Annotated in this window: 19 protein-coding genes; 9 read left to right on the top strand and 10 right to left on the bottom strand. The window is 44.6% G+C overall.

What is annotated here, in order from left to right:
* Positions 1-53 precede the first annotated feature (53 nt).
* The 4 genes from frr to rpsB form a co-directional block, all read right to left on the bottom strand.
* Positions 54-611 (bottom strand): ribosome recycling factor, encoded by a 558-nt coding sequence (frr, locus tag AB4209_RS13850; RefSeq protein WP_017060741.1) that lies wholly within the window; start codon positions 609-611, stop codon positions 54-56.
* 98 nt (positions 612-709) lie between these two features.
* Entirely contained in the window at positions 710-1,441 is a 732-nt protein-coding gene (pyrH, locus tag AB4209_RS13845) for a UMP kinase (protein ID WP_017060742.1), read from the bottom strand.
* Positions 1,442-1,602: 161 nt separating this feature from the next.
* Positions 1,603-2,448: a translation elongation factor Ts gene (gene tsf, locus AB4209_RS13840; RefSeq protein WP_372056218.1), complete on the bottom strand. Its 846-nt coding sequence runs from the start codon at positions 2,446-2,448 to the stop codon at positions 1,603-1,605.
* Positions 2,449-2,589: 141 nt separating this feature from the next.
* Entirely contained in the window at positions 2,590-3,321 is a 732-nt protein-coding gene (gene rpsB, locus AB4209_RS13835) for a 30S ribosomal protein S2 (protein ID WP_032546326.1), read from the bottom strand.
* 457 nt (positions 3,322-3,778) lie between these two features.
* On the opposite strand from rpsB, the gene map reads away from it, so the two are divergent.
* The 3 genes from map (at position 3,779) to AB4209_RS13820 (ending at position 7,982) form a co-directional block, all read left to right on the top strand.
* Positions 3,779-4,657, top strand: coding sequence for a type I methionyl aminopeptidase (gene map, locus AB4209_RS13830; protein ID WP_017060743.1), 879 nt, complete (start codon positions 3,779-3,781; stop codon positions 4,655-4,657).
* A 138-nt stretch (positions 4,658-4,795) separates the two neighbouring features.
* On the top strand, positions 4,796-7,417 hold the full coding sequence (glnD, locus tag AB4209_RS13825; protein ID WP_372056216.1) for a bifunctional uridylyltransferase/uridylyl-removing protein GlnD: 2,622 nt from the start codon (positions 4,796-4,798) through the stop codon (positions 7,415-7,417).
* Positions 7,418-7,598: 181 nt separating this feature from the next.
* Positions 7,599-7,982: a DUF3461 family protein gene (locus tag AB4209_RS13820; RefSeq protein WP_004734354.1), complete on the top strand. Its 384-nt coding sequence runs from the start codon at positions 7,599-7,601 to the stop codon at positions 7,980-7,982.
* Positions 7,983-8,135: 153 nt separating this feature from the next.
* Here AB4209_RS13820 and truC read toward each other — a convergent pair whose 3' ends face one another.
* A complete protein-coding gene (gene truC / locus AB4209_RS13815; protein WP_017060745.1) occupies positions 8,136-8,885 on the bottom strand; it encodes a tRNA pseudouridine(65) synthase TruC in 750 nt (249 codons plus the stop codon).
* A complete protein-coding gene (locus AB4209_RS13810; protein ID WP_017063358.1) occupies positions 8,885-9,199 on the bottom strand; it encodes a YqcC family protein in 315 nt (104 codons plus the stop codon). Before AB4209_RS13810 ends, truC begins: the two co-directional genes overlap by 1 nt.
* A gap of 87 nt (positions 9,200-9,286) precedes the next feature.
* Between AB4209_RS13810 and AB4209_RS13805 the strand changes: the two genes are divergently transcribed.
* Both AB4209_RS13805 and AB4209_RS13800 read left to right on the top strand, forming a co-directional pair.
* Positions 9,287-10,327: a DUF3549 family protein gene (locus AB4209_RS13805; protein WP_017060747.1), complete on the top strand. Its 1,041-nt coding sequence runs from the start codon at positions 9,287-9,289 to the stop codon at positions 10,325-10,327.
* 84 nt (positions 10,328-10,411) lie between these two features.
* Complete coding sequence (locus tag AB4209_RS13800; RefSeq protein ID WP_017060748.1) at positions 10,412-10,720, top strand: DUF3301 domain-containing protein; 309 nt, start codon at positions 10,412-10,414, stop codon at positions 10,718-10,720.
* Here the strand turns inward: AB4209_RS13800 and AB4209_RS13795 are convergent.
* On the bottom strand, positions 10,686-11,204 hold the full coding sequence (locus tag AB4209_RS13795) for a GNAT family N-acetyltransferase (protein ID WP_017060749.1): 519 nt from the start codon (positions 11,202-11,204) through the stop codon (positions 10,686-10,688). The genes AB4209_RS13800 and AB4209_RS13795 overlap by 35 nt on opposite strands.
* A gap of 768 nt (positions 11,205-11,972) precedes the next feature.
* Between AB4209_RS13795 and AB4209_RS13790 the strand changes: the two genes are divergently transcribed.
* Entirely contained in the window at positions 11,973-12,260 is a 288-nt protein-coding gene (locus tag AB4209_RS13790) for a hypothetical protein (protein ID WP_017069390.1), read from the top strand.
* 55 nt (positions 12,261-12,315) lie between these two features.
* Positions 12,316-12,759: a YaiI/YqxD family protein gene (locus AB4209_RS13785; protein WP_017063355.1), complete on the top strand. Its 444-nt coding sequence runs from the start codon at positions 12,316-12,318 to the stop codon at positions 12,757-12,759.
* Positions 12,760-12,871: 112 nt separating this feature from the next.
* Here AB4209_RS13785 and AB4209_RS13780 read toward each other — a convergent pair whose 3' ends face one another.
* The 3 genes from AB4209_RS13780 to AB4209_RS13770 form a co-directional block, all read right to left on the bottom strand.
* The gene (locus tag AB4209_RS13780; RefSeq protein ID WP_372056213.1) at positions 12,872-14,458 is read right to left on the bottom strand and encodes an AbgT family transporter; all 1,587 of its coding nucleotides are present in this window, start codon (positions 14,456-14,458) and stop codon (positions 12,872-12,874) included.
* A gap of 388 nt (positions 14,459-14,846) precedes the next feature.
* The gene (gene ykgO, locus AB4209_RS13775) at positions 14,847-14,972 is read right to left on the bottom strand and encodes a type B 50S ribosomal protein L36 (protein WP_010436457.1); all 126 of its coding nucleotides are present in this window, start codon (positions 14,970-14,972) and stop codon (positions 14,847-14,849) included.
* A complete protein-coding gene (locus AB4209_RS13770) occupies positions 14,972-15,232 on the bottom strand; it encodes a type B 50S ribosomal protein L31 (RefSeq protein WP_136982694.1) in 261 nt (86 codons plus the stop codon). The genes ykgO and AB4209_RS13770 overlap by 1 nt, the downstream gene beginning before the upstream one ends.
* Positions 15,233-15,356: 124 nt before the next feature.
* On the opposite strand from AB4209_RS13770, the gene tsaA reads away from it, so the two are divergent.
* Together tsaA and AB4209_RS13760 are read left to right on the top strand one after the other, a co-directional pair.
* Positions 15,357-16,052 (top strand): tRNA (N6-threonylcarbamoyladenosine(37)-N6)-methyltransferase TrmO, encoded by a 696-nt coding sequence (gene tsaA / locus AB4209_RS13765; RefSeq protein WP_017063354.1) that lies wholly within the window; start codon positions 15,357-15,359, stop codon positions 16,050-16,052.
* A 101-nt stretch (positions 16,053-16,153) separates the two neighbouring features.
* A complete protein-coding gene (locus AB4209_RS13760; protein WP_010436451.1) occupies positions 16,154-17,869 on the top strand; it encodes a proline--tRNA ligase in 1,716 nt (571 codons plus the stop codon).
* Positions 17,870-17,935: the final 66 nt, after the last annotated feature.

The raw sequence follows: 17,935 nt of genomic DNA, 5'->3' as shown, positions 1-17,935 counted from the left end.
AAACGCTGCACCGTGAGTACAGCGTTTTTCCGGAAAGAAAAGAATATGGAAAATTAAACTTCCATCAACTCTTTTTCTTTAACAGCTAGAACTTCGTCTACGTTCTTAACCGCAGCGTCAGTTAGCTTTTGAATTTCGTCTTGTGCTTTACGATCTTCATCTTCAGAGATTTCTTTATCTTTAAGAAGTGCTTTTAGATCGCCATTCGCGTCACGACGGATGTTACGGATAGCAACACGGCCACCTTCAGCTTCGCCACGAACGATTTTAACTAGGTCTTTACGACGCTCTTCCGTTAGCGGTGGAAGTGGAACACGGATAACCGTACCAGCAGACATAGGGTTTAGGCCTAGGTCAGATGTCAGGATTGCTTTTTCAACTAGAGGAGTCAGTGTTTTATCAAACACTGTAATAGCTAGTGTACGTGCATCTTCAGCGATAACGTTAGCTACTTGAGTCAAAGGCGTTGGAGCACCGTAGTACTCAACAGTAAGACCAGAAAGTAGGCTCGGGTGCGCACGGCCTGTACGAATCTTTTGCAGGCTGTTTTTTAGTGCATCAACACTTTTTACCATGCGCTCTTGAGCGTCTTTTTTGATTTCGTTAATCACAATTTCACCTTGATTATGTTCTTTCTTCAAGAAAGCTTTTTATTTGGAGTGATAAGGATAAGCTTACCAAGGTACAACACCTCAGTAAGCCCGAAAAATTAGTCAGCGTCGCTGATTAATGTACCTTCAGTTTCACCCATAACCACGCGACGTAGTGCGCCTGGTTTATTCATGTTAAATACACGGATTGGCATTTTGTGATCACGTGCTAGCGTAAATGCAGCCAAGTCCATTACTTTAAGTTCTTTATCAAGAACCGTGTTGTAAGACAACGTATCATACAACTCTGCGTCTGGGTTTGCTACAGGGTCAGAAGTAAATACACCATCTACTTTTGTCGCTTTTAGAACTACGTCAGCTTCGATTTCGATACCACGTAGACATGCAGCAGAATCCGTAGTGAAGAATGGGTTACCCGTACCAGCAGAGAAGATCACAACGCGACCTTGACGTAGTTGGCTGATTGCATCTGCCCAGTTGTAGTCGTCACACACACCTTTAAGAGGGATTGCAGACATTACACGTGCGTTTACGTAAGCACGGTGAAGAGCGTCACGCATTGCAAGGCCGTTCATTACCGTTGCAAGCATACCCATGTGGTCACCAACAACGCGGTTCATGCCAGCTTCAGCAAGACCAGCACCACGGAACAAGTTACCGCCACCGATAACAACACCAACTTGAACGCCTAGTTCAACCAATTCTTTTACTTCTTGAGCCATACGATCAAGGATCGTTGGGTCAATACCAAAACCTTCTTCGCCTTGTAGCGCTTCACCGCTAAGTTTTAACAGAATACGTTGATACACTGGTTTAGGGTTCGTAGTCATGGAGTTTACCTTCCAAAGAGTTGATGATTAACAGTCATGGATAAAAACTGAGTAAGTCAGTTTGCATTCATAACCACTAACGTTGCCTTCAAAAATAGTTCACTATTCATAAAAAGACCGCAGCATTTGCCACGGTCTTTTTTCAAACAATACGCTAAGGATTAACCTTTTTGTACCGCTGCAACTTCGTCAGCGAAGCTCATTTCAGCAGCTTTCTCGATACCTTCACCAACTTCTAGACGTACGAAGTTAGATACTGCAGCGCCTTTTTCTTTAAGGATTTCGCCAACAGTTTTCTTAGGTTCCATGATGAAAGCTTGACCAGTTAGAGAGATTTCGCCCGTGAATTTCTTCATACGGCCGATAACCATTTTCTCAGCGATCTCTTGAGGCTTGCCTTCGTTCATAGCGATTTCAACTTGAACTTCTTTCTCTTTAGCAACTACGTCTGCTGGTACGTCTTCTGGGTTAACAAACTCAGGACGAGAAGCAGCAACGTGCATAGCAACGTGCTTAAGAGTTTCAGCTTCGCCTTCACCAGCTACAACAACACCGATTTTCTCACCGTGACGGTAAGAAGCTAGTGCAGCACCTTCAACGTAAGCTACGCGACGGATGTTGATGTTTTCGCCGATTTTAGCAATTAGAGCAACGCGAGTTTCTTCGAACTGTGCTTGTAGCTCTTCTACAGAAGCTTTAGAAGCTACTGCTGCAGCTGCAACTTCTTCTGCAAACGCAGTGAAGCTAGCATCTTTTGCTACGAAGTCAGTTTGGCAGTTAACTTCAAGAAGAACAGCTACACCGTTCTCTTCTTTGATGATGATTGCGCCTTCAGCAGCAACGTTACCAGCTTTCTTAGCTGCTTTCGCTGCGCCAGATTTACGCATGTTTTCAATTGCTAGTTCGATGTCAGCGTTTGCTTCTACAAGCGCTTTCTTACATTCCATCATGCCAGCGCCAGTGCGCTCGCGAAGTTCTTTAACTAGAGCAGCAGTTACAGTTGCCATTCTCTATTCCTCGGTTGATTCGAAAATAAGGTAAAAATCAGGGGCCAAAATGAGGCCCCCGATCTAACTATAACTTAGCTTACATTTAATAAAGATTTCAAAATCTATATTAGCTAAGCCAAGCGTGATTCAGAGCCGCTATTATTCAGCTTCTACAAAACCATCTTTTTCAGCAGCTACAGCAGCAACGTCTTTGTTACGACCTTCTTTAACCGCGTCTGCAGCAGCGTTTAGGTAAAGCTGTACTGCACGGATTGCATCGTCGTTACCTGGGATAACGAAGTCAACGCCGTCTGGGTTAGAGTTAGTATCAACTACAGCGTAAACTGGGATACCTAGGTTGTTTGCTTCTTTAACTGCGATGTGTTCGTGATCAGCATCGATTACGAATAGAGCGTCTGGTAGGCCGCCCATGTTCTTGATACCACCAAGAGACTTCTCTAGCTTCTCCATTTCACGAGTGCGCATTAGAGCTTCTTTCTTAGTTAGCTTGTCGAAAGTACCGTCTTGAGCTTGCGCTTCAAGTTCTTTCAGACGCTTGATAGACTGACGAACAGTTTTGTAGTTCGTTAGCATACCGCCTAACCAGCGGTTGTTAACGTAGAACTGGTTGCTGTTTACAGCAGCTTCTTTAACAGCTTCAGATGCAGCGCGCTTAGTACCAACGAAAAGAACTTTACCTTTCTTCTCACCAACTTTAGCGATTTCTGCTAGAGCTTCGTTGAACATTGGTACAGTTTTTTCTAGGTTGATGATATGTACTTTGTTACGAGCACCAAAGATGAATGGCTTCATTTTTGGGTTCCAGTAACGAGTTTGGTGACCGAAGTGAACACCAGCTTTAAGCATATCGCGCATTGATACAGTTGCCATTTTAAAATCCTCTATGGGGTTAGGCCTCCACATCCCCCATGAATCCGACCCCTAACAACTAACCACTTTTCAGCCGTTATCTGTGTTGTTGAGGCACCCCGGAACATGTGTCGGAATGTGTGTGATTTAAAGAAATAAGTTAGTGGACATAAAGCTTGTTTCGCCAATTGGAGAAAACAGTCCTGATGTCCGGCGCGCTTTATACCATATTTTGTCTATCTATGGCTAGAAAAAATTCTAAAAATGGCGACTGCTATACTGATCTCTAAAGGTAAATTTTCTCTATAAAATAGTGTCTATATCAAGCAGGTTCTGCATCTGTTAACCGAACATTATTTAATCACGTTAACAGTATCCTCCAGTATTGTACGGACATGGTAATGTTGCGCTAAATTGCTGCACTGATAGAATAGCCCCAATATGCACACTTAGGTGCTACCAAATTAAGAGATATGCAATGGCTGTAAAAATTAAAACTGCTGAAGAAATTGAAAAAATGCGCGTCGCCGGCAAGCTGGCCGCTGACATTATTGAGATGATCGAACCTCACATCCAAGTGGGTACCACGACGGAAGAGCTCAATACGCTTTGTCATGAGTACGCTCTAGAAAGAGGTGCATACTCTGCGCCACTCGATTACCACGGTTTCCCTAAGTCTATCTGTACGTCTATCAATCATATTGTGTGTCACGGCATTCCCGCGTCACAAGACGAGACGGGTAGCACAGGTCAATTCAAACCTGCGGTACTCAAAGATGGCGACATTCTGAACGTTGATATCACAGTTATCATCCCTGATGACGCAAATGCCGATCTTAGTACTCGCCCTCAAGGCTACCACGGTGACACCTCTAAGATGTTCCTAGTGGGTGAGGTTTCACCTGCAAACAAGCGTCTGTGCATGGTGGCTCAAGAAGCACTTTACGAAGGCATGCGCCAAGTTAAGCCAGGTGTTCAACTTGGTCAAATCGGTACTGCTATCGAGAAGTACATCAAAACAAACAACAAGAACAACCCACGCGCTAAGTTCTCTATTGTTAAAGATTACTGTGGTCACGGCATTGGTTCTGAATTCCACGAAGATCCACAAGTAGTTCACTACAAGAACAGCGATCGCACCGTGCTAAAAGCAGGCATGTGCTTCACTATCGAGCCAATGATCAACGCGGGTAAGTTTGGCTGTCGTCTTGATGACGAAGATAGCTGGACAGTATACACAGCAGACAGCAAGAACTCGGCTCAATGGGAGCACACTCTGGTTGTAACTGATACTGGTTGTGAAGTACTAACACTGCGCAGCGATGATACAATCCCACGTATCATGAAGAACGCTTAGTTCACCGAACTGAGCGCATCAGCCTTTTAAAAATATCCTCGCATTGTCGAGGATATTTTTTATCCACTCAATTTCGATTTTCCATCAGCTTCTGTTAAATTGTTTACTATTCTCATTTGCTTGCACGGATAGCAGACTATGCCTTATCAATGCCCTCTTACGTTCAATGACGAACAAATTGAAATCTGCGAATTAAAAAATCAGCTCGAGATCTTCACGCAGTATCAAAAAAATGAATTTCTGAACCACCATCCCGTCACCGATTTGGTTCTACTGCGCTCCGAATACATGGATTTACTTCTCAATCGTTTGTGGGAAAATTTCGGATTCAACAAACTGCCTCATATTTCACTTGTCGCAGTGGGTGGTTATGGTCGTGGCGAACTGCATCCTTTGTCTGACATTGATATTCTCATTGTCTCGCAAAAAACACTACCACCAGCTCTTGGTGAAAAGGTCAGTCAATTCATTACTCTACTTTGGGATTTAAAGCTCGAAGTTGGCCATGCTGTGCGAACTATTACTGAGTGTCTCGATATCGGCACCGATGATTTAACCGTCGCGACCAACCTACAAGAGTCGCGATTGTTATGTGGTAGTGAAGACACTTTCCAAGAACTAAAACTGAAGATTCATTCCGATTCATTTTGGCCAAGTGAGACGTTTTACAAAGCCAAGATTCAAGAACAGAGAGAGCGTCATGCTCGCTACCACGACACCACCTATAATTTAGAACCGGACATCAAATCGACTCCGGGAGGGCTCAGAGACATCCATACCCTGAGCTGGGTTGCGCGTCGCCACTTCGGCGCGACCTCTTTGTTAGAGATGAGCAAATACGGCTTTCTGACCGATGCTGAATATCGTGAGCTCGTTGAGTGCCAAGATTTTTTATGGCGTGTTCGCTTTGCATTGCATATTGAACTGCGCCGTTACGACAACCGTTTAACGTTCGCGCATCAAGCTCAAGTCGCTGAACATCTGGGTTATACGGGTGAAGGAAACCGTGGTGTTGAGATGATGATGAAAGAGTTCTACCGAACCCTTCGTCGTGTTGCTGAACTGAATAAGATGCTGCTTAAGCTGTTCGATCAAGCGATCATCAATGGCGGTCAAACCCAAGACGCTGAAATTCTCGATAGTGATTTCCAACGTCGAGGTTCGTTGATCGAAGCGCGCAAGCCTGCCCTATTCCAAGCAAGACCAGAAACCATTCTCGATATGTTCATCCATATCGCCAATGACTCGACTATCGAAGGGGTAAGTCCACCAACATTGCGACAACTGCGTACGGCACGCCGTCGATTGAACCGATTCCTGCATACCATTCCTGAAGCTCGTGACAAGTTCATGGATCTAGTTCGCCACCCTAATGCCCTGCACAAAGCCTTTAGCTTAATGCACAAACTGGGCGTGCTCTCTGCGTACTTACCGCAGTGGAGCCAGATCGTTGGTCAGATGCAGTTTGACCTATTCCATGTTTACACCGTGGATGAGCACAGTATCCGCCTGCTCAAGCACATCAACCGCTTTGGTCAAATCGAAAACCACGATAAGCACCCTATCTGCTGTGAAGTCTATCCTCGAGTACAGAAGAAAGAGTTGCTGATCCTTGCCGCTATCTTCCATGACATCGGCAAAGGCCGCGGCGGAGACCACTCTGAGATAGGTGCGGTTGACGCTTACTCTTTCTGTATTGAACACGGGCTATCGAAGCCTGAAGCCAAACAAGTCGCGTGGTTGGTACAAAATCACCTATTGATGTCAGTAACGGCTCAACGTCGTGATATCTACGACCCAGATGTGATCACCGAATTCGCCAAAAAAGTGCGTGATGAAGAGTCACTCGAGCTACTGGTTTGTTTAACCGTTGCCGATATCTGTGCGACTAACCCTGAGCTATGGAACAGTTGGAAACGAACCCTGTTAGCTGAGCTGTTCCACTCAACGCAGCGAGCACTGCGCCGCGGCTTGGAAAACCCTGTCGATGTCAGAGACCGTATTCGTCACAACCAACAAATGGCATCAGCACTGCTGCGTAAAGAAGGCTTCACCGCTCGTGAGATTGAAGTGTTGTGGCAACGCTTTAAGGCCGATTATTTCTTGCGTCACACACATAAACAAATCGCTTGGCACTGTGAGCACTTACTTCGCCTAGAAGACCCAAGCCAACCGTTAGTGCTGATCAGTAAGAAAGCGACGCGCGGTGGCACAGAAGTGTTCGTTTATTGTAAAGACCAAGCAGCACTGTTTGCGACCGTGGTTGCCGAACTCGACAGACGTAACTTTAACGTTCATGACGCGCAGGTCATGGTTAGCAAAGATGGTCATGTTTTGGATACCTTTATCGTACTAGACCAGCACGGCGAAGCGATTGATGAAGCAAGACACAAAGCCGTTGCTAAACATCTGACTCATGTATTGACTGATGGCCGCCCGACTAAGATTAAGACGCGTCGCACGCCACGTAACTTGCAGCACTTTAAGGTCAAAACCTTAGTTGAGTTCCTACCAACCAAGAGCAAAAAGCGCACCTTGATGGAGTTAAGAGCGCTCGATACGCCGGGGTTATTGGCTCAAGTCGGTGCAACCTTTGCGGAGCTAGACATCAACTTGCACGGTGCCAAAATCACCACCATAGGTGAGCGAGCAGAGGATTTGTTTATTCTGACCAGTGAAGCCGGGGGAAGACTGTCTGAAGAGCAAGAGCAGGCGCTAAGAGAACGATTAACCGAGCACGTTTCTGAACTCGCACCTTAGAAAGCGAATTCAGTCTAAAAGCAGGTTTAATAACCAAATAAGTGTGGGCAAAGATAGAGAGCGATCTTGCCCACAACTTACAATCAATTCACAGATATCAACTATCTAGCTCGTCGTTAGGCTGCTACATTGATCAAGTCAATTACATAAAAGTATTACATTCATAACCTAGAGGTCGCTTATGTATCCAAACCTCACTGGCTTAGGTATCCACGAACCTAAACAGATTGAACGTTACTCCCTTCGCCAAGAAGCGCACAAAGATATCCTGAAGATTTACTTTCGTAAGCAGAAAGGTGAACTGTTCGCGAAAAGCGTTAAATTTAAGTACCCACGACAAGTAAAAAGTGTGCTTGTTAGCGGTGGCAATAATCAATACAAAGAAGTGACTGAGATTAACCGCAACCTCACTCTTGTGATTGATGAACTCAACAAAATCACCAAACCGACGCCAACGGCTGAGGTGGATGTGAAGCAGAAGATCCTTACCGACTTACGCCATCTAGAGAAAGTGGTATCAAGCAAGATCGCTGAGATCGAAGCTGATCTAGAAAAGCTAAAATGATCCCGCGACTAACTATTACTGTTAACTAACCAACATTAGTTATGCCGTTAAGGTTATACAGATACAAAAAGGGCTGATATCACTATCAGCCCTTTGTTTTTTATTCTATTTTCTCTATTCACTTAGACTGGAGATTGCCTAAACACGCGAGACTTACTTAGACAAGCAAGTTTGAGCATCGATTAAGTTAGTATCCCACTCAAAGGTTTCAAACAACCTTAGCCAAGTTTCATCAAGGTTGGCCTTCATCACCAACTCTTCTTTTGTGAAAGGATGGATAAAGCGAAGCTCAGAAGCGTGCAACAACAAACGATGCGAATCTAAATCATCACGGAACAGTCGATTGTGCTTACCATCACCATGTGAAGTATCACCGACAATCGGATGTCTTAGATGAGCCATGTGACGACGCAGCTGATGTTTGCGACCTGTCTTTGGCATCATCTCAACCAAGCAGTAGCGGCTCGTAGGAAAGCGTCCTGTTGAATATGGCACTTCTACTTTTGCTAGCGGTTCATAGACTGTCACTGCCTCTTGCGCTTCTTTGTCTTCTTTCGCGAACTTATCTGCGATCTTATCCAGCTCAACCTTAAGTGCATAATCGAGCGTATCGCCCTCTTCTATCCAACCACGGACAATCGCATGATAGGTTTTTTGCATCTCATGATTAGCGAACATTGGCATCACCTGTGAAGCAACCTCACTCGACAACGCAAACACCAACACACCCGATGTCGGTCTGTCTAAGCGGTGTAATGGAAATACATGCTGACCAATTTGATCGCGCAATGTCTGCATAACAAATTGCGTTTCGTGTTTATCCAACCATGAACGATGCACTAGCATGCCAGCGGGCTTATTCACCGCGACAAAGTACTCATCTTGATAAATGATCTCTAACATTACGCACATACCTCATCAATGCTCTGAATTGTCACTAGCAGTTCGACTTTGTCTGCCTCATTTTTCCACACTTCACCAAAATAAGGATGGATAGCAAAGCCTTTCGGTAGGCTCATTTGGGCATCCATCATTGCGTTGATCTTAACGATAAAGATCCACTGCAACCACTCTTCCGGTTGTAACGAATCAATCCCGAAAGGTTCAACGCTCGCCAGAGCTTCATCCGAAGGCGGAAGCGTGCTCCATAGCGAACATTGGCGCATTTGTTCTTCTAGTTGTTGAAGTAAAAGAGGTAACTTTGTGGCTGCTGTCATTTTTCACCAAGTTATTTATCTAGTGACCTTGAAATTGGGGCATAGAGTACCATCTATTTAGGAAAGAAAGTTAGGAGCTTTATTACTATGGAAACGATTCACACGCTCACTCAGTTACTAAAGAATAGCGGTTGCCAGTACGATATCTACGACCTAGGTCGCCGTATTCAGAAGATCGACAACACCTTATTCTCTGATGTTGAGCAAGGGAAACAGCCGTACCCATTTCCACTTCAGAAACAAGCTCACTTAGCGATTAGTTACTGGAACGAACACAAGCAACCTTGGATCTGGTTCCTAAAATTCAAACTGGACGAAAGAGGCCTATTACATCAAGGTGATGTCGGCAATTTCCTTAAGTTTGTTATCGAAGCGATGGGCACACGTTTGAACGGTGAGATCAGCGAAGAGCAACAACAAAAGCTGTCAAACAACCCATATACCTTCAAGCCTTCAGAAGACAAAATGGCCGTGTTCCATAGCCAAGTAAGAGCAGGTTTAGACCTTGCAACGAGCCAATACTACGAACACGCTCAACACTACTTCACAGGCGATCTAGGCTGGGACAACTGGAAAACCGTTGGCCTACAAGGCATCACTGATATGTGTGCTCGTTTAGGCAGCCAACAAAATGGTGTCGCGATTCGCAAAGCATTGAATAAGCTGCCTTCAGAACCTCTATACGCGACTCTCGGGGCGCTTGAGCATACGCAAATCAATGACAAGCTCGCTCAACGCTTACAAGAAATGGCAGAGAATGAGATTAACAGTCAAGAGCCAGATCTGTTCTTACTGTCAGCACTGGTACGTGCCCTTTCTGGCGCAGAGCAAAGCACAACCAACGCCGTAATTAACCAAGTTCTGGCTAGCCCGCGCTTAAGCCACCAAGAAGTATTGATTGGTTTGGCTGGTCGCAGCTGGCACGCACTGCAAGATCCTGCGATTGCTGAGCAGTTCTTGCTGCGTCTCGCACAAACGGGCAACCAAAACTTGTTCAATCAGTTATTTGCAGATTTAGTGATGATTCCGACACTGAGAATGGTATTTTTACCATTATTGAACTCGAACCCATCACCAGAACTCGCCAATGCACTTGTAGAATTACAACAAGCGGCTAAGTCGCAATAGATACCAGACAGAACAGCTCAGTAGCTCATAACAAAAAGCTCAAATCACGAACGGAATAGAGAGATAAAAGGAAGTATGGATTAAATGATAGATAACTTATTGGCTATTTTGATGCTGTGCTTCTTTTGCTTTCTGTTTTGGCAACAGCGCAGGCAATCCGAGCTTGCGAAAGCTGCCATTGCGAGAAAATGTAAAGAGCTCGACTTACAGCTATTAAGTGTTGCCTTTAGTGGTCATAAACTTAAGATGCGCCATGAGCTCACCACCATTTGGCGCTGGCACACCGTGTATCAATTTGAGTTTTCAGCGTTAGGTGATGACCTGTACCAAGGGAAACTGACCATGGTGGGCTTCCGTTCTATGCGGTTTGAGCTACAGCCTCATAGAATGTAACGTCGCAATACGCGGTATAACTATATTCATGATAAGGGCCAAACTGATCTTGTTTGGTCTCTTTAAATGCAAAGCCTAACTTTTCAAGTAACTTAATTGATGGGTTATGACCAACATTAACGGTCGCGACAACATTCGTTAGGTGTTCTTCAAAACAAACCAAACTAAAGAAAGGTTTTAGCACTTCACTAGCAAGGCCTTGATTCCAAAACTCCTTGTCCAGAATAAATCCCAGTTCATGCTTCCCTTCTTCAGACGAAACAAACAAATGCCCGAGGTATTCGCGGGTTTGGTTGTGGATAATGGCTCGGCAAAAACCAACGTTGTCGTTCAGTATTTCTTGAAATAGGTGTTTTGCAGAGGCAATAGAATGCGGCCCGTTCATTTCAGCACGATTGATGGGGCAGCAATTCAACTTGATAAAGTCATGTTCTAACTGCTCGGTATAAGGTACCAACAGCGTTCTTGAGGTTGCTATCGTCATAAAACACTCCTTGTGTTGACCATTAGCAGAAAAGCAGATGTCGCGTGCTTAGATAAAAGCTCCTGAATTAAAGAGAGCCCCTAGATAGAGAAAAAGCCTTAGGAAAAGAAAAGCCCCGACACCGAAGTGTCAGGGCTAGGGTCTTACTCGCAGCAGTCCGGCTACTAATTAATGCTCCATGCATCATCCATAATAGTGGCTGTAATCCTTCAGCTCTTTCCTTTACTTCGCCGTCCTAGCGGTGTCCAATCATCCTGAAAGCTAACAATCCTAGTTAGCGCACATCACTTGTTCCGTGAGCGGTGTCCTTTACATCGTCCTGATGCTAATCCAACCCTTTAATCCTAAAGGTGTCCATTGTCATTCCGTTGCAGCTAACTTCCTGTTAACTGACTGTATCCCTACAATGTCCTTACGCTCCATGCTTGATCACTCAATCCTAAGTAACCAAATCTTCATCCTGAAGATAACCAAATCCTTGGTGCTTTCCTGTTCCGTGTCAGAATCCTTCCGACAAGGTTTAATTTACGCGATTTAGGATTTCGGACAATAGATTTGCATCACATTTTGAATTCAAGAAAGTTGTTAATTATATAAAACAATTAAAATTCAACACCTTAACCATGTGCACATCAATCTCTCTAGCGATGTATTCGTGTTATCTCACAACCTTTGTAAGAGATCTCTTACAAGCCATGGGCGGTTTTATGATTCGCTATCATTCACCAGAGCGAGTAAAATGACTAAAGACTAAAAATGGAGATCAACATGCTGACAAAAGATGTTTCTGAAGAGTTGAAATCAGTGCTTGAAGGACTGCAAGCGCAAGGGAAAGAGCCGACAGTTGCTTTAGTTAAGGCTCGTATGAGCACATCCGTTCCGATGCCCGCTTTAATCACGACCATCAAGAGCTGGAAAAGCGCAAATCGTGTTCCTAAAGTTGAAGTCGCGACACAAGAAGAGCCAGCACTTGATCGTGTTAGCCAACTGGAAAAGCAAATCCTTGAACTCACTGCTCGCGTTGCCATGCTTGAAGCTAAACTAACTGATCAATAAGGCAACTGAGCAATAAGTTGACCGATAAATAAGCTAACAGAGAAATTAGAACACTATGAAGATATGGGTTGATGCGGACGCTTGTCCAAAGGTTATCCGAGAAACAATCGTACGCGCAGCTGAGCGCACAGGGGTTGAATGTACCTTTGTGGCAAACCATCTGGTTCCCGTTCCTAAACGCAATAACATTCACTCAATTCAAGTGCCAAGCGGGTTTGATATTGCTGATGATGAAATCGTAAAGCGCACTGAACCCGGCGATCTTGTGATTACATCCGATATCCCTCTGGCTGACGAAGTGATCACTAAAGGTGGGCAAGCACTCAGCTCTCGTGGTGAGCTTTACACCAAAGAGACCATTAAAGCGCGTCTGAACATTCGTGACTTTATGGATACCATGCGCTCAAGTGGCATCCAAACGGGTGGACCAAGTGCCCTTTCTCAAACCGACCGTCGTGAGTTTGCCAACCACTTAGATAGAATTCTAGCCAAACGCTAGCTGGCTCATCCGAGCTTAACCTAGTTCTATCTCTCCATAAAAAATCAAAAAACCTGCAAACAATGCAGGTTTTTTTAATATCAATTAGAAGAAGGTTTCCCCTACTCTACAACTAAGGCGTGTAGTACGTTGCAGCACCTGGACCTACTGGTAGGCCAAATACGAATACCCAAACGTAGAACATTAAGCTCCAACCAACCAAGAATACGATTGAGTATGGAAGCATAGTTGCAATCAGAGTACCGATACCTAGGTTCTTCATGTAACGCGTCGCTACAGCTAGGATAAGACCAAAGTAGCTCATCATTGGTGTAATGATGTTGGTTGTTGAATCACCGATACGGTAAGCCGCTTGAATCGTTTCAGGTGCGTAGCCTACTAGCATTAGCATTGGAACGAAGATTGGCGCTGTTACTGCCCACTGTGCAGAAGCTGAACCGATCATCAGGTTAATGAAACCACACATTAGGATGAATGCGAAGAACAACATTGGACCCGTTAGGCCGATATCCTGAAGGAATGTTGCGCCGCCTACAGCAACCACTTGACCAAAGTTCGTCCACTTAAAGAAAGCAACAAACTGTGCAGCAAAGAATACAAGAACGATGTACATGCCCATTGAAGACATCGACGTTGCCATTGCATTAATCACATCACGGTCATTCTTCATTGAACCGGTAATTTTGCCGTAAACAAAACCAGGAATAGCAAAGAATACAAAGATAAACGCGACGATACTTTTCAGGAATGGAGAGCCTGAAATCGTGCCCGCCTCTGAACGTAGAACACCGTCAGCAGGAACAACAGTCCAAGCTAAAAGCGCACTCACGATTAATACAGCGACACCCGCCAATCTAAGGCCTTTCTTCTCAATAGCAGTAAGCTTACCCATTGAGTCATTTGAAAGATCTTCAGACGCGTCTTCGACATTGTATTTACCCAGTTTAGGTTCAACAATCTTCTCTGTTACCAATGCGCCGGCAATCGAGATAAAGAAGGTCGAAATAAACATGAAGTACCAGTTTGATTCAGGGCCAACAGAGTAAGATGGATCAAGCATTTGTGCTGCTGTTTCTGTGATACCAGAAAGCAGTGGATCAACCGTACCGATAAGTAGATTTGCAGAATAACCACCAGATACACCAGCAAATGCTGCCGCTAGACCTGCTAATGGGTGACGACCCAATGAGTGGAAAAGCATTGCTGCAAGAGGGATAAGTACTACGTAACCCAGCTCTGAAGCCGTGTTAGAGATAATACCGGCAAATACCACGGTTACAGTAACCATGCGCTGAGATGCGCCCATTACCATGCCGCGCATTGCCGCAGATAATAGACCTGAGTGCTCAGCAATCGCAACACCTAGCATTGCAACAAGTACAGTACCAAGTGGCGCAAAGCCAACAAAGTTCGAAACTAGATTCGTTACGATGAGTTGTAAGCCTTCAGCATTAAGTAAGCTTACAACGTGGATCATACCATCAGCAGCACGACCACTAGCACCTTCAGGGCGAGGGTCCATGACAGACACTTCAAAGTAACCAGCAATACCTGAAGAAACTAGGATTGCGACACAGAAGATAGCAAAAAGAGTGATTGGGTGGGGTAAAAGGTTCCCCAAATATTCAACGCTGTCTAAAAAGCGTGTGAAAATAGGTTTTTTTGGTGCGTTGTTTTTTATTGAAGCAGATGAACTCATCTGTTCCCTCCTTGTGTAGTTATTCCTGTGCAATTGTGACAAAGATGTTCAAATTGCCAGCGAAGGGTACGCGACAAAAATATCAATTAGAAATTCAAAATGTTACAAAGTGTGTAACAAACGACGACTTTTAACTCTATTTGAACAATTAATTAGCAAATAAATCTATATTAAACACAAAAACTAGATTTATAATTTACAACAACGCATTCACTAGAAATATAACTCACAATATAACCCATTGATTCACTTGAAAATAAAACACATCGTACGTTAAATACACACTCGATATCCGGTTAAGTTCCTCTCGAAGGAAAAGAAAAACAGACAAATGAATGAAGTTTGACTTTCCCCTCGTTTTTACACACATGTCACATCATATTGACGGTTATTTTTGAACCGCTTTAAATCTTGGATTGGATTTACAGATCACATAGTGACGCCCTCTACGCTTAACTATCTGGCAATCAGGGTGACGGCTTTTCGCACTTTTAAGTGATTTAACAACTTTCATTATTTAGCTCCCTTACCTAATTGACCAAAACGACGAGTGAAGTTCGCAACGCGTCCCTCTTTATGTAGCACTCGTTGTTTGCCCGTATAGAAAGGATGCGACTTTGGCGACACCTCAATCGTGAAGTAAGGGCAAGTATTGCCGACTTCCCATTCGATAGTACGGTCTGTTTTTAGCGTTGAGCCGATTAAGAAGTACTCATCGACACTGGTGTCATGAAAAACCACGGGACGGTAATCTGGATGGATATTCGGTTTCATTGTATTCCCCTTAAATAACCAACTTGATATGTTATAACACTACAAGTGACAATTGTTATCAAAAGAAAAACAAGCGATTTTATGATATTTTTCCGTCTTAATCGTAATCAGAGAACACCCAACTATGTACACAATTGAACCTGTTGGCTTTATTGAGTCTCCTTATAAAGAGAAGTTCGCTGTGCCAAGGCAGCCCAGGTTGGTACCCACATCCACCTCAAGAGTCAGATTGGTTGATGCAGCAAACTGCCTTGAGTCTGTTCGTGATATAGAGCAATTTAGCCATGTTTGGTTACTATTTCTGTTCGACAAGAACCTTGAAGCAGGCTGGAAACCAACTGTGAGGCCACCTCGCCTTGGCGGGAATGAACGTATTGGTGTATTCGCGTCACGTGCCACATTCAGACCAAATGGAATTGGCATGTCTGCGGTTGAACTAAAAGGTGTGTCTCAAGAGAAAGGACAGACTTGGTTGGATCTCGGCAGCGTCGACTTAGTAGACGGTACACCGATCATCGACATCAAGCCTTATATCCCCTATTCAGATTCGATTCCGGATGCATTGGGAGGGTTTGCCGCCGATGAACCAGAAGTGCTCGACGTTAACTTTTCGCAGCAAGCTCAAAGTAAGCTCGCAAGCCATCCACAAGCGCGCCATATCATTCAGGTGATCAAAGAAGTATTAGGCCAAGATCCGCGACCTGCCTATAAAAAAGGCAAGCCTGACAACAAGGAATATGCGGTAAATTTGTTCAATCTTAACGTGAAATTCGTGGTTGAAACGCTTTTCATCAATGTAACTGACATTGAACGCTTTTGAGATCCCAAATAGGCTGATATTATATGCGGCTATATCAGATTTGCTGTGGTTACGAACGACAGCAAGTTTTCTTTTATCAATGATGAAACGGATACCATAGAATGCGTACCAGTAACTACCTTCTTTCTACTCTGAAAGAGACTCCAAACGACGCAGAAGTTATCAGCCACCAGCTGATGCTACGTGCAGGTATGATCCGTAAGCTAGCTTCAGGTTTATATACTTGGCTACCTACTGGTCTACGTGTACTGCGTAAAGTCGAAAATATCGTTCGCCAAGAGATCGATAATGCAGGTGCCGTTGAAATCTTGATGCCCGTAGTTCAACCGTTTGAGCTTTGGGAAGAGACTGGCCGTTCTGAAAAGATGGGGCCTGAGCTACTTCGTTTCACAGACCGTCACTCTCGTCCATTTGTTCTTAGCCCAACAGCTGAAGAAGTGGTAACGAGTCTAGTACGTAACGAGATCAGCTCTTACAAACAGCTACCTCTAAATCTGTACCAAATCCAGACTAAATTCCGTGATGAGCGCCGCCCTCGTTTTGGCGTAATGCGTGCACGTGAATTCTCTATGATGGATGCGTACAGCTTTGATATCGACAAAGAAGGCTTAGAAAAGTCTTACCAAGCGATGCACGATGCTTACTGTAAAGCATTCGACCGCATGGGCCTTGAATACCGCCCGGTATTAGCAGACTCTGGCGCAATCGGCGGCAGCGGCTCTCAAGAGTTCCACGTTCTTGCTGAAAGCGGCGAAGACCTAATCGCATTCTCTTCTGAATCTGATTACGCAGCGAACATCGAGAAAGCAGAAGCACTAGCTCCTACTGAAGAAGTTGCAGCGCCTACTCAAGAGATGGAATTGGTTGATACGCCAAACGCAAAAACAATCGCAGAACTTGTAGAGCAGCACGGTCTAGCAATCGAGAAGACAGTTAAGACTCTATTCGTTAAAGCATCTGATGAAGTAGAAGCAGATATTATTGCTCTAATCATCCGTGGTGACCACGAGCTTAACGAAGTGAAAGCAGAAAACCTTCCACAGGTTGCTTCTCCGCTAGAGATGGCTTCTGAAGAAGAAATCCGCGCACTTGTTGGTGCAGGTCCTGGTTCACTTGGACCTGTTGGCCTAGAGCTACCATTCATCGTTGACCGCTCTGTTGCTGTAATGAGTGACTTCGGCGCTGGCGCAAACGTAGATGGTAAGCACTACTTCGGCATCAACTGGGGTCGTGACGTTGAGCTTGCTCAAGTTGAAGACCTACGTAACGTTGTTGAAGGCGACCTTAGCCCATGTGGTCAAGGTACTATCCAACTTAAGCGTGGTATCGAAGTTGGTCACATCTTCCAACTAGGTAATACTTACTCTAAAGCAATGAACTGTAACGTGCTTGGTCCTGATGGTAAGAGCGTAATCCTAGAAATGGGTTGTTACGGTATCGGTGTTTCACGTGTTGTTGCATCTGCTATCGAGCAAAACCACGATAAATTCGGTATCACTTGGCCAGACGCACTAGCGCCGTTCCAAGTTGCTATCGTACCAATGAACATGCACAAATCGGAGCGCGTTAAAGAAGCAGCTGAGAAGCTATACGCTGAATTAACAGCTATGGGTATCGAAGTTTTATTCGATGACCGTAAAGAGCGCCCTGGTGTTATGTTTAAAGATATCGAGCTTGTGGGTATCCCTCACACTATCGTTATCGGCGATCGCAGCATGGACGAAGGTAACTTCGAATACAAAAACCGTCGTACTGGTGATAAAGAAGCTATCGCAATGGACACGGTTATCGAGCACCTTAAGGCTCAACTAGCTTAGTAATCCGATTACTGACTAGATAAACATTGAAAGGCTGCCGTTAGGTGGTAATGCCGTTCACTTAAG

The organism is Vibrio sp. 10N.286.48.C11 (assembly GCF_041469805.1).
In the GTDB taxonomy this organism is placed as follows: domain Bacteria; phylum Pseudomonadota; class Gammaproteobacteria; order Enterobacterales; family Vibrionaceae; genus Vibrio; species Vibrio crassostreae_C.
Note: the sequence above shows the minus strand (reverse complement) of the source record. Positions and strands in the feature narration are given on the sequence as shown.

Coding starts and splice junctions, on each gene's coding strand:
- pyrH (WP_017060742.1), bottom strand. CDS start 1,441: ATGACTACGAACCCTAAACCAGTGTATCAACGTATTCTGTTAAAACTT.
- tsf (WP_372056218.1), bottom strand. CDS start 2,448: ATGGCAACTGTAACTGCTGCTCTAGTTAAAGAACTTCGCGAGCGCACT.
- rpsB (WP_032546326.1), bottom strand. CDS start 3,321: ATGGCAACTGTATCAATGCGCGATATGCTTAAAGCTGGTGTTCACTTC.
- map (WP_017060743.1), top strand. CDS start 3,779: ATGGCTGTAAAAATTAAAACTGCTGAAGAAATTGAAAAAATGCGCGTC.
- glnD (WP_372056216.1), top strand. CDS start 4,796: ATGCCTTATCAATGCCCTCTTACGTTCAATGACGAACAAATTGAAATC.
- AB4209_RS13820 (WP_004734354.1), top strand. CDS start 7,599: ATGTATCCAAACCTCACTGGCTTAGGTATCCACGAACCTAAACAGATT.
- truC (WP_017060745.1), bottom strand. CDS start 8,885: ATGTTAGAGATCATTTATCAAGATGAGTACTTTGTCGCGGTGAATAAG.
- AB4209_RS13810 (WP_017063358.1), bottom strand. CDS start 9,199: ATGACAGCAGCCACAAAGTTACCTCTTTTACTTCAACAACTAGAAGAA.
- AB4209_RS13805 (WP_017060747.1), top strand. CDS start 9,287: ATGGAAACGATTCACACGCTCACTCAGTTACTAAAGAATAGCGGTTGC.
- AB4209_RS13800 (WP_017060748.1), top strand. CDS start 10,412: ATGATAGATAACTTATTGGCTATTTTGATGCTGTGCTTCTTTTGCTTT.
- AB4209_RS13795 (WP_017060749.1), bottom strand. CDS start 11,204: ATGACGATAGCAACCTCAAGAACGCTGTTGGTACCTTATACCGAGCAG.
- AB4209_RS13790 (WP_017069390.1), top strand. CDS start 11,973: ATGCTGACAAAAGATGTTTCTGAAGAGTTGAAATCAGTGCTTGAAGGA.
- AB4209_RS13785 (WP_017063355.1), top strand. CDS start 12,316: ATGAAGATATGGGTTGATGCGGACGCTTGTCCAAAGGTTATCCGAGAA.
- AB4209_RS13780 (WP_372056213.1), bottom strand. CDS start 14,458: ATGAGTTCATCTGCTTCAATAAAAAACAACGCACCAAAAAAACCTATT.
- ykgO (WP_010436457.1), bottom strand. CDS start 14,972: ATGAAAGTTGTTAAATCACTTAAAAGTGCGAAAAGCCGTCACCCTGAT.
- AB4209_RS13770 (WP_136982694.1), bottom strand. CDS start 15,232: ATGAAACCGAATATCCATCCAGATTACCGTCCCGTGGTTTTTCATGAC.
- tsaA (WP_017063354.1), top strand. CDS start 15,357: ATGTACACAATTGAACCTGTTGGCTTTATTGAGTCTCCTTATAAAGAG.
- AB4209_RS13760 (WP_010436451.1), top strand. CDS start 16,154: ATGCGTACCAGTAACTACCTTCTTTCTACTCTGAAAGAGACTCCAAAC.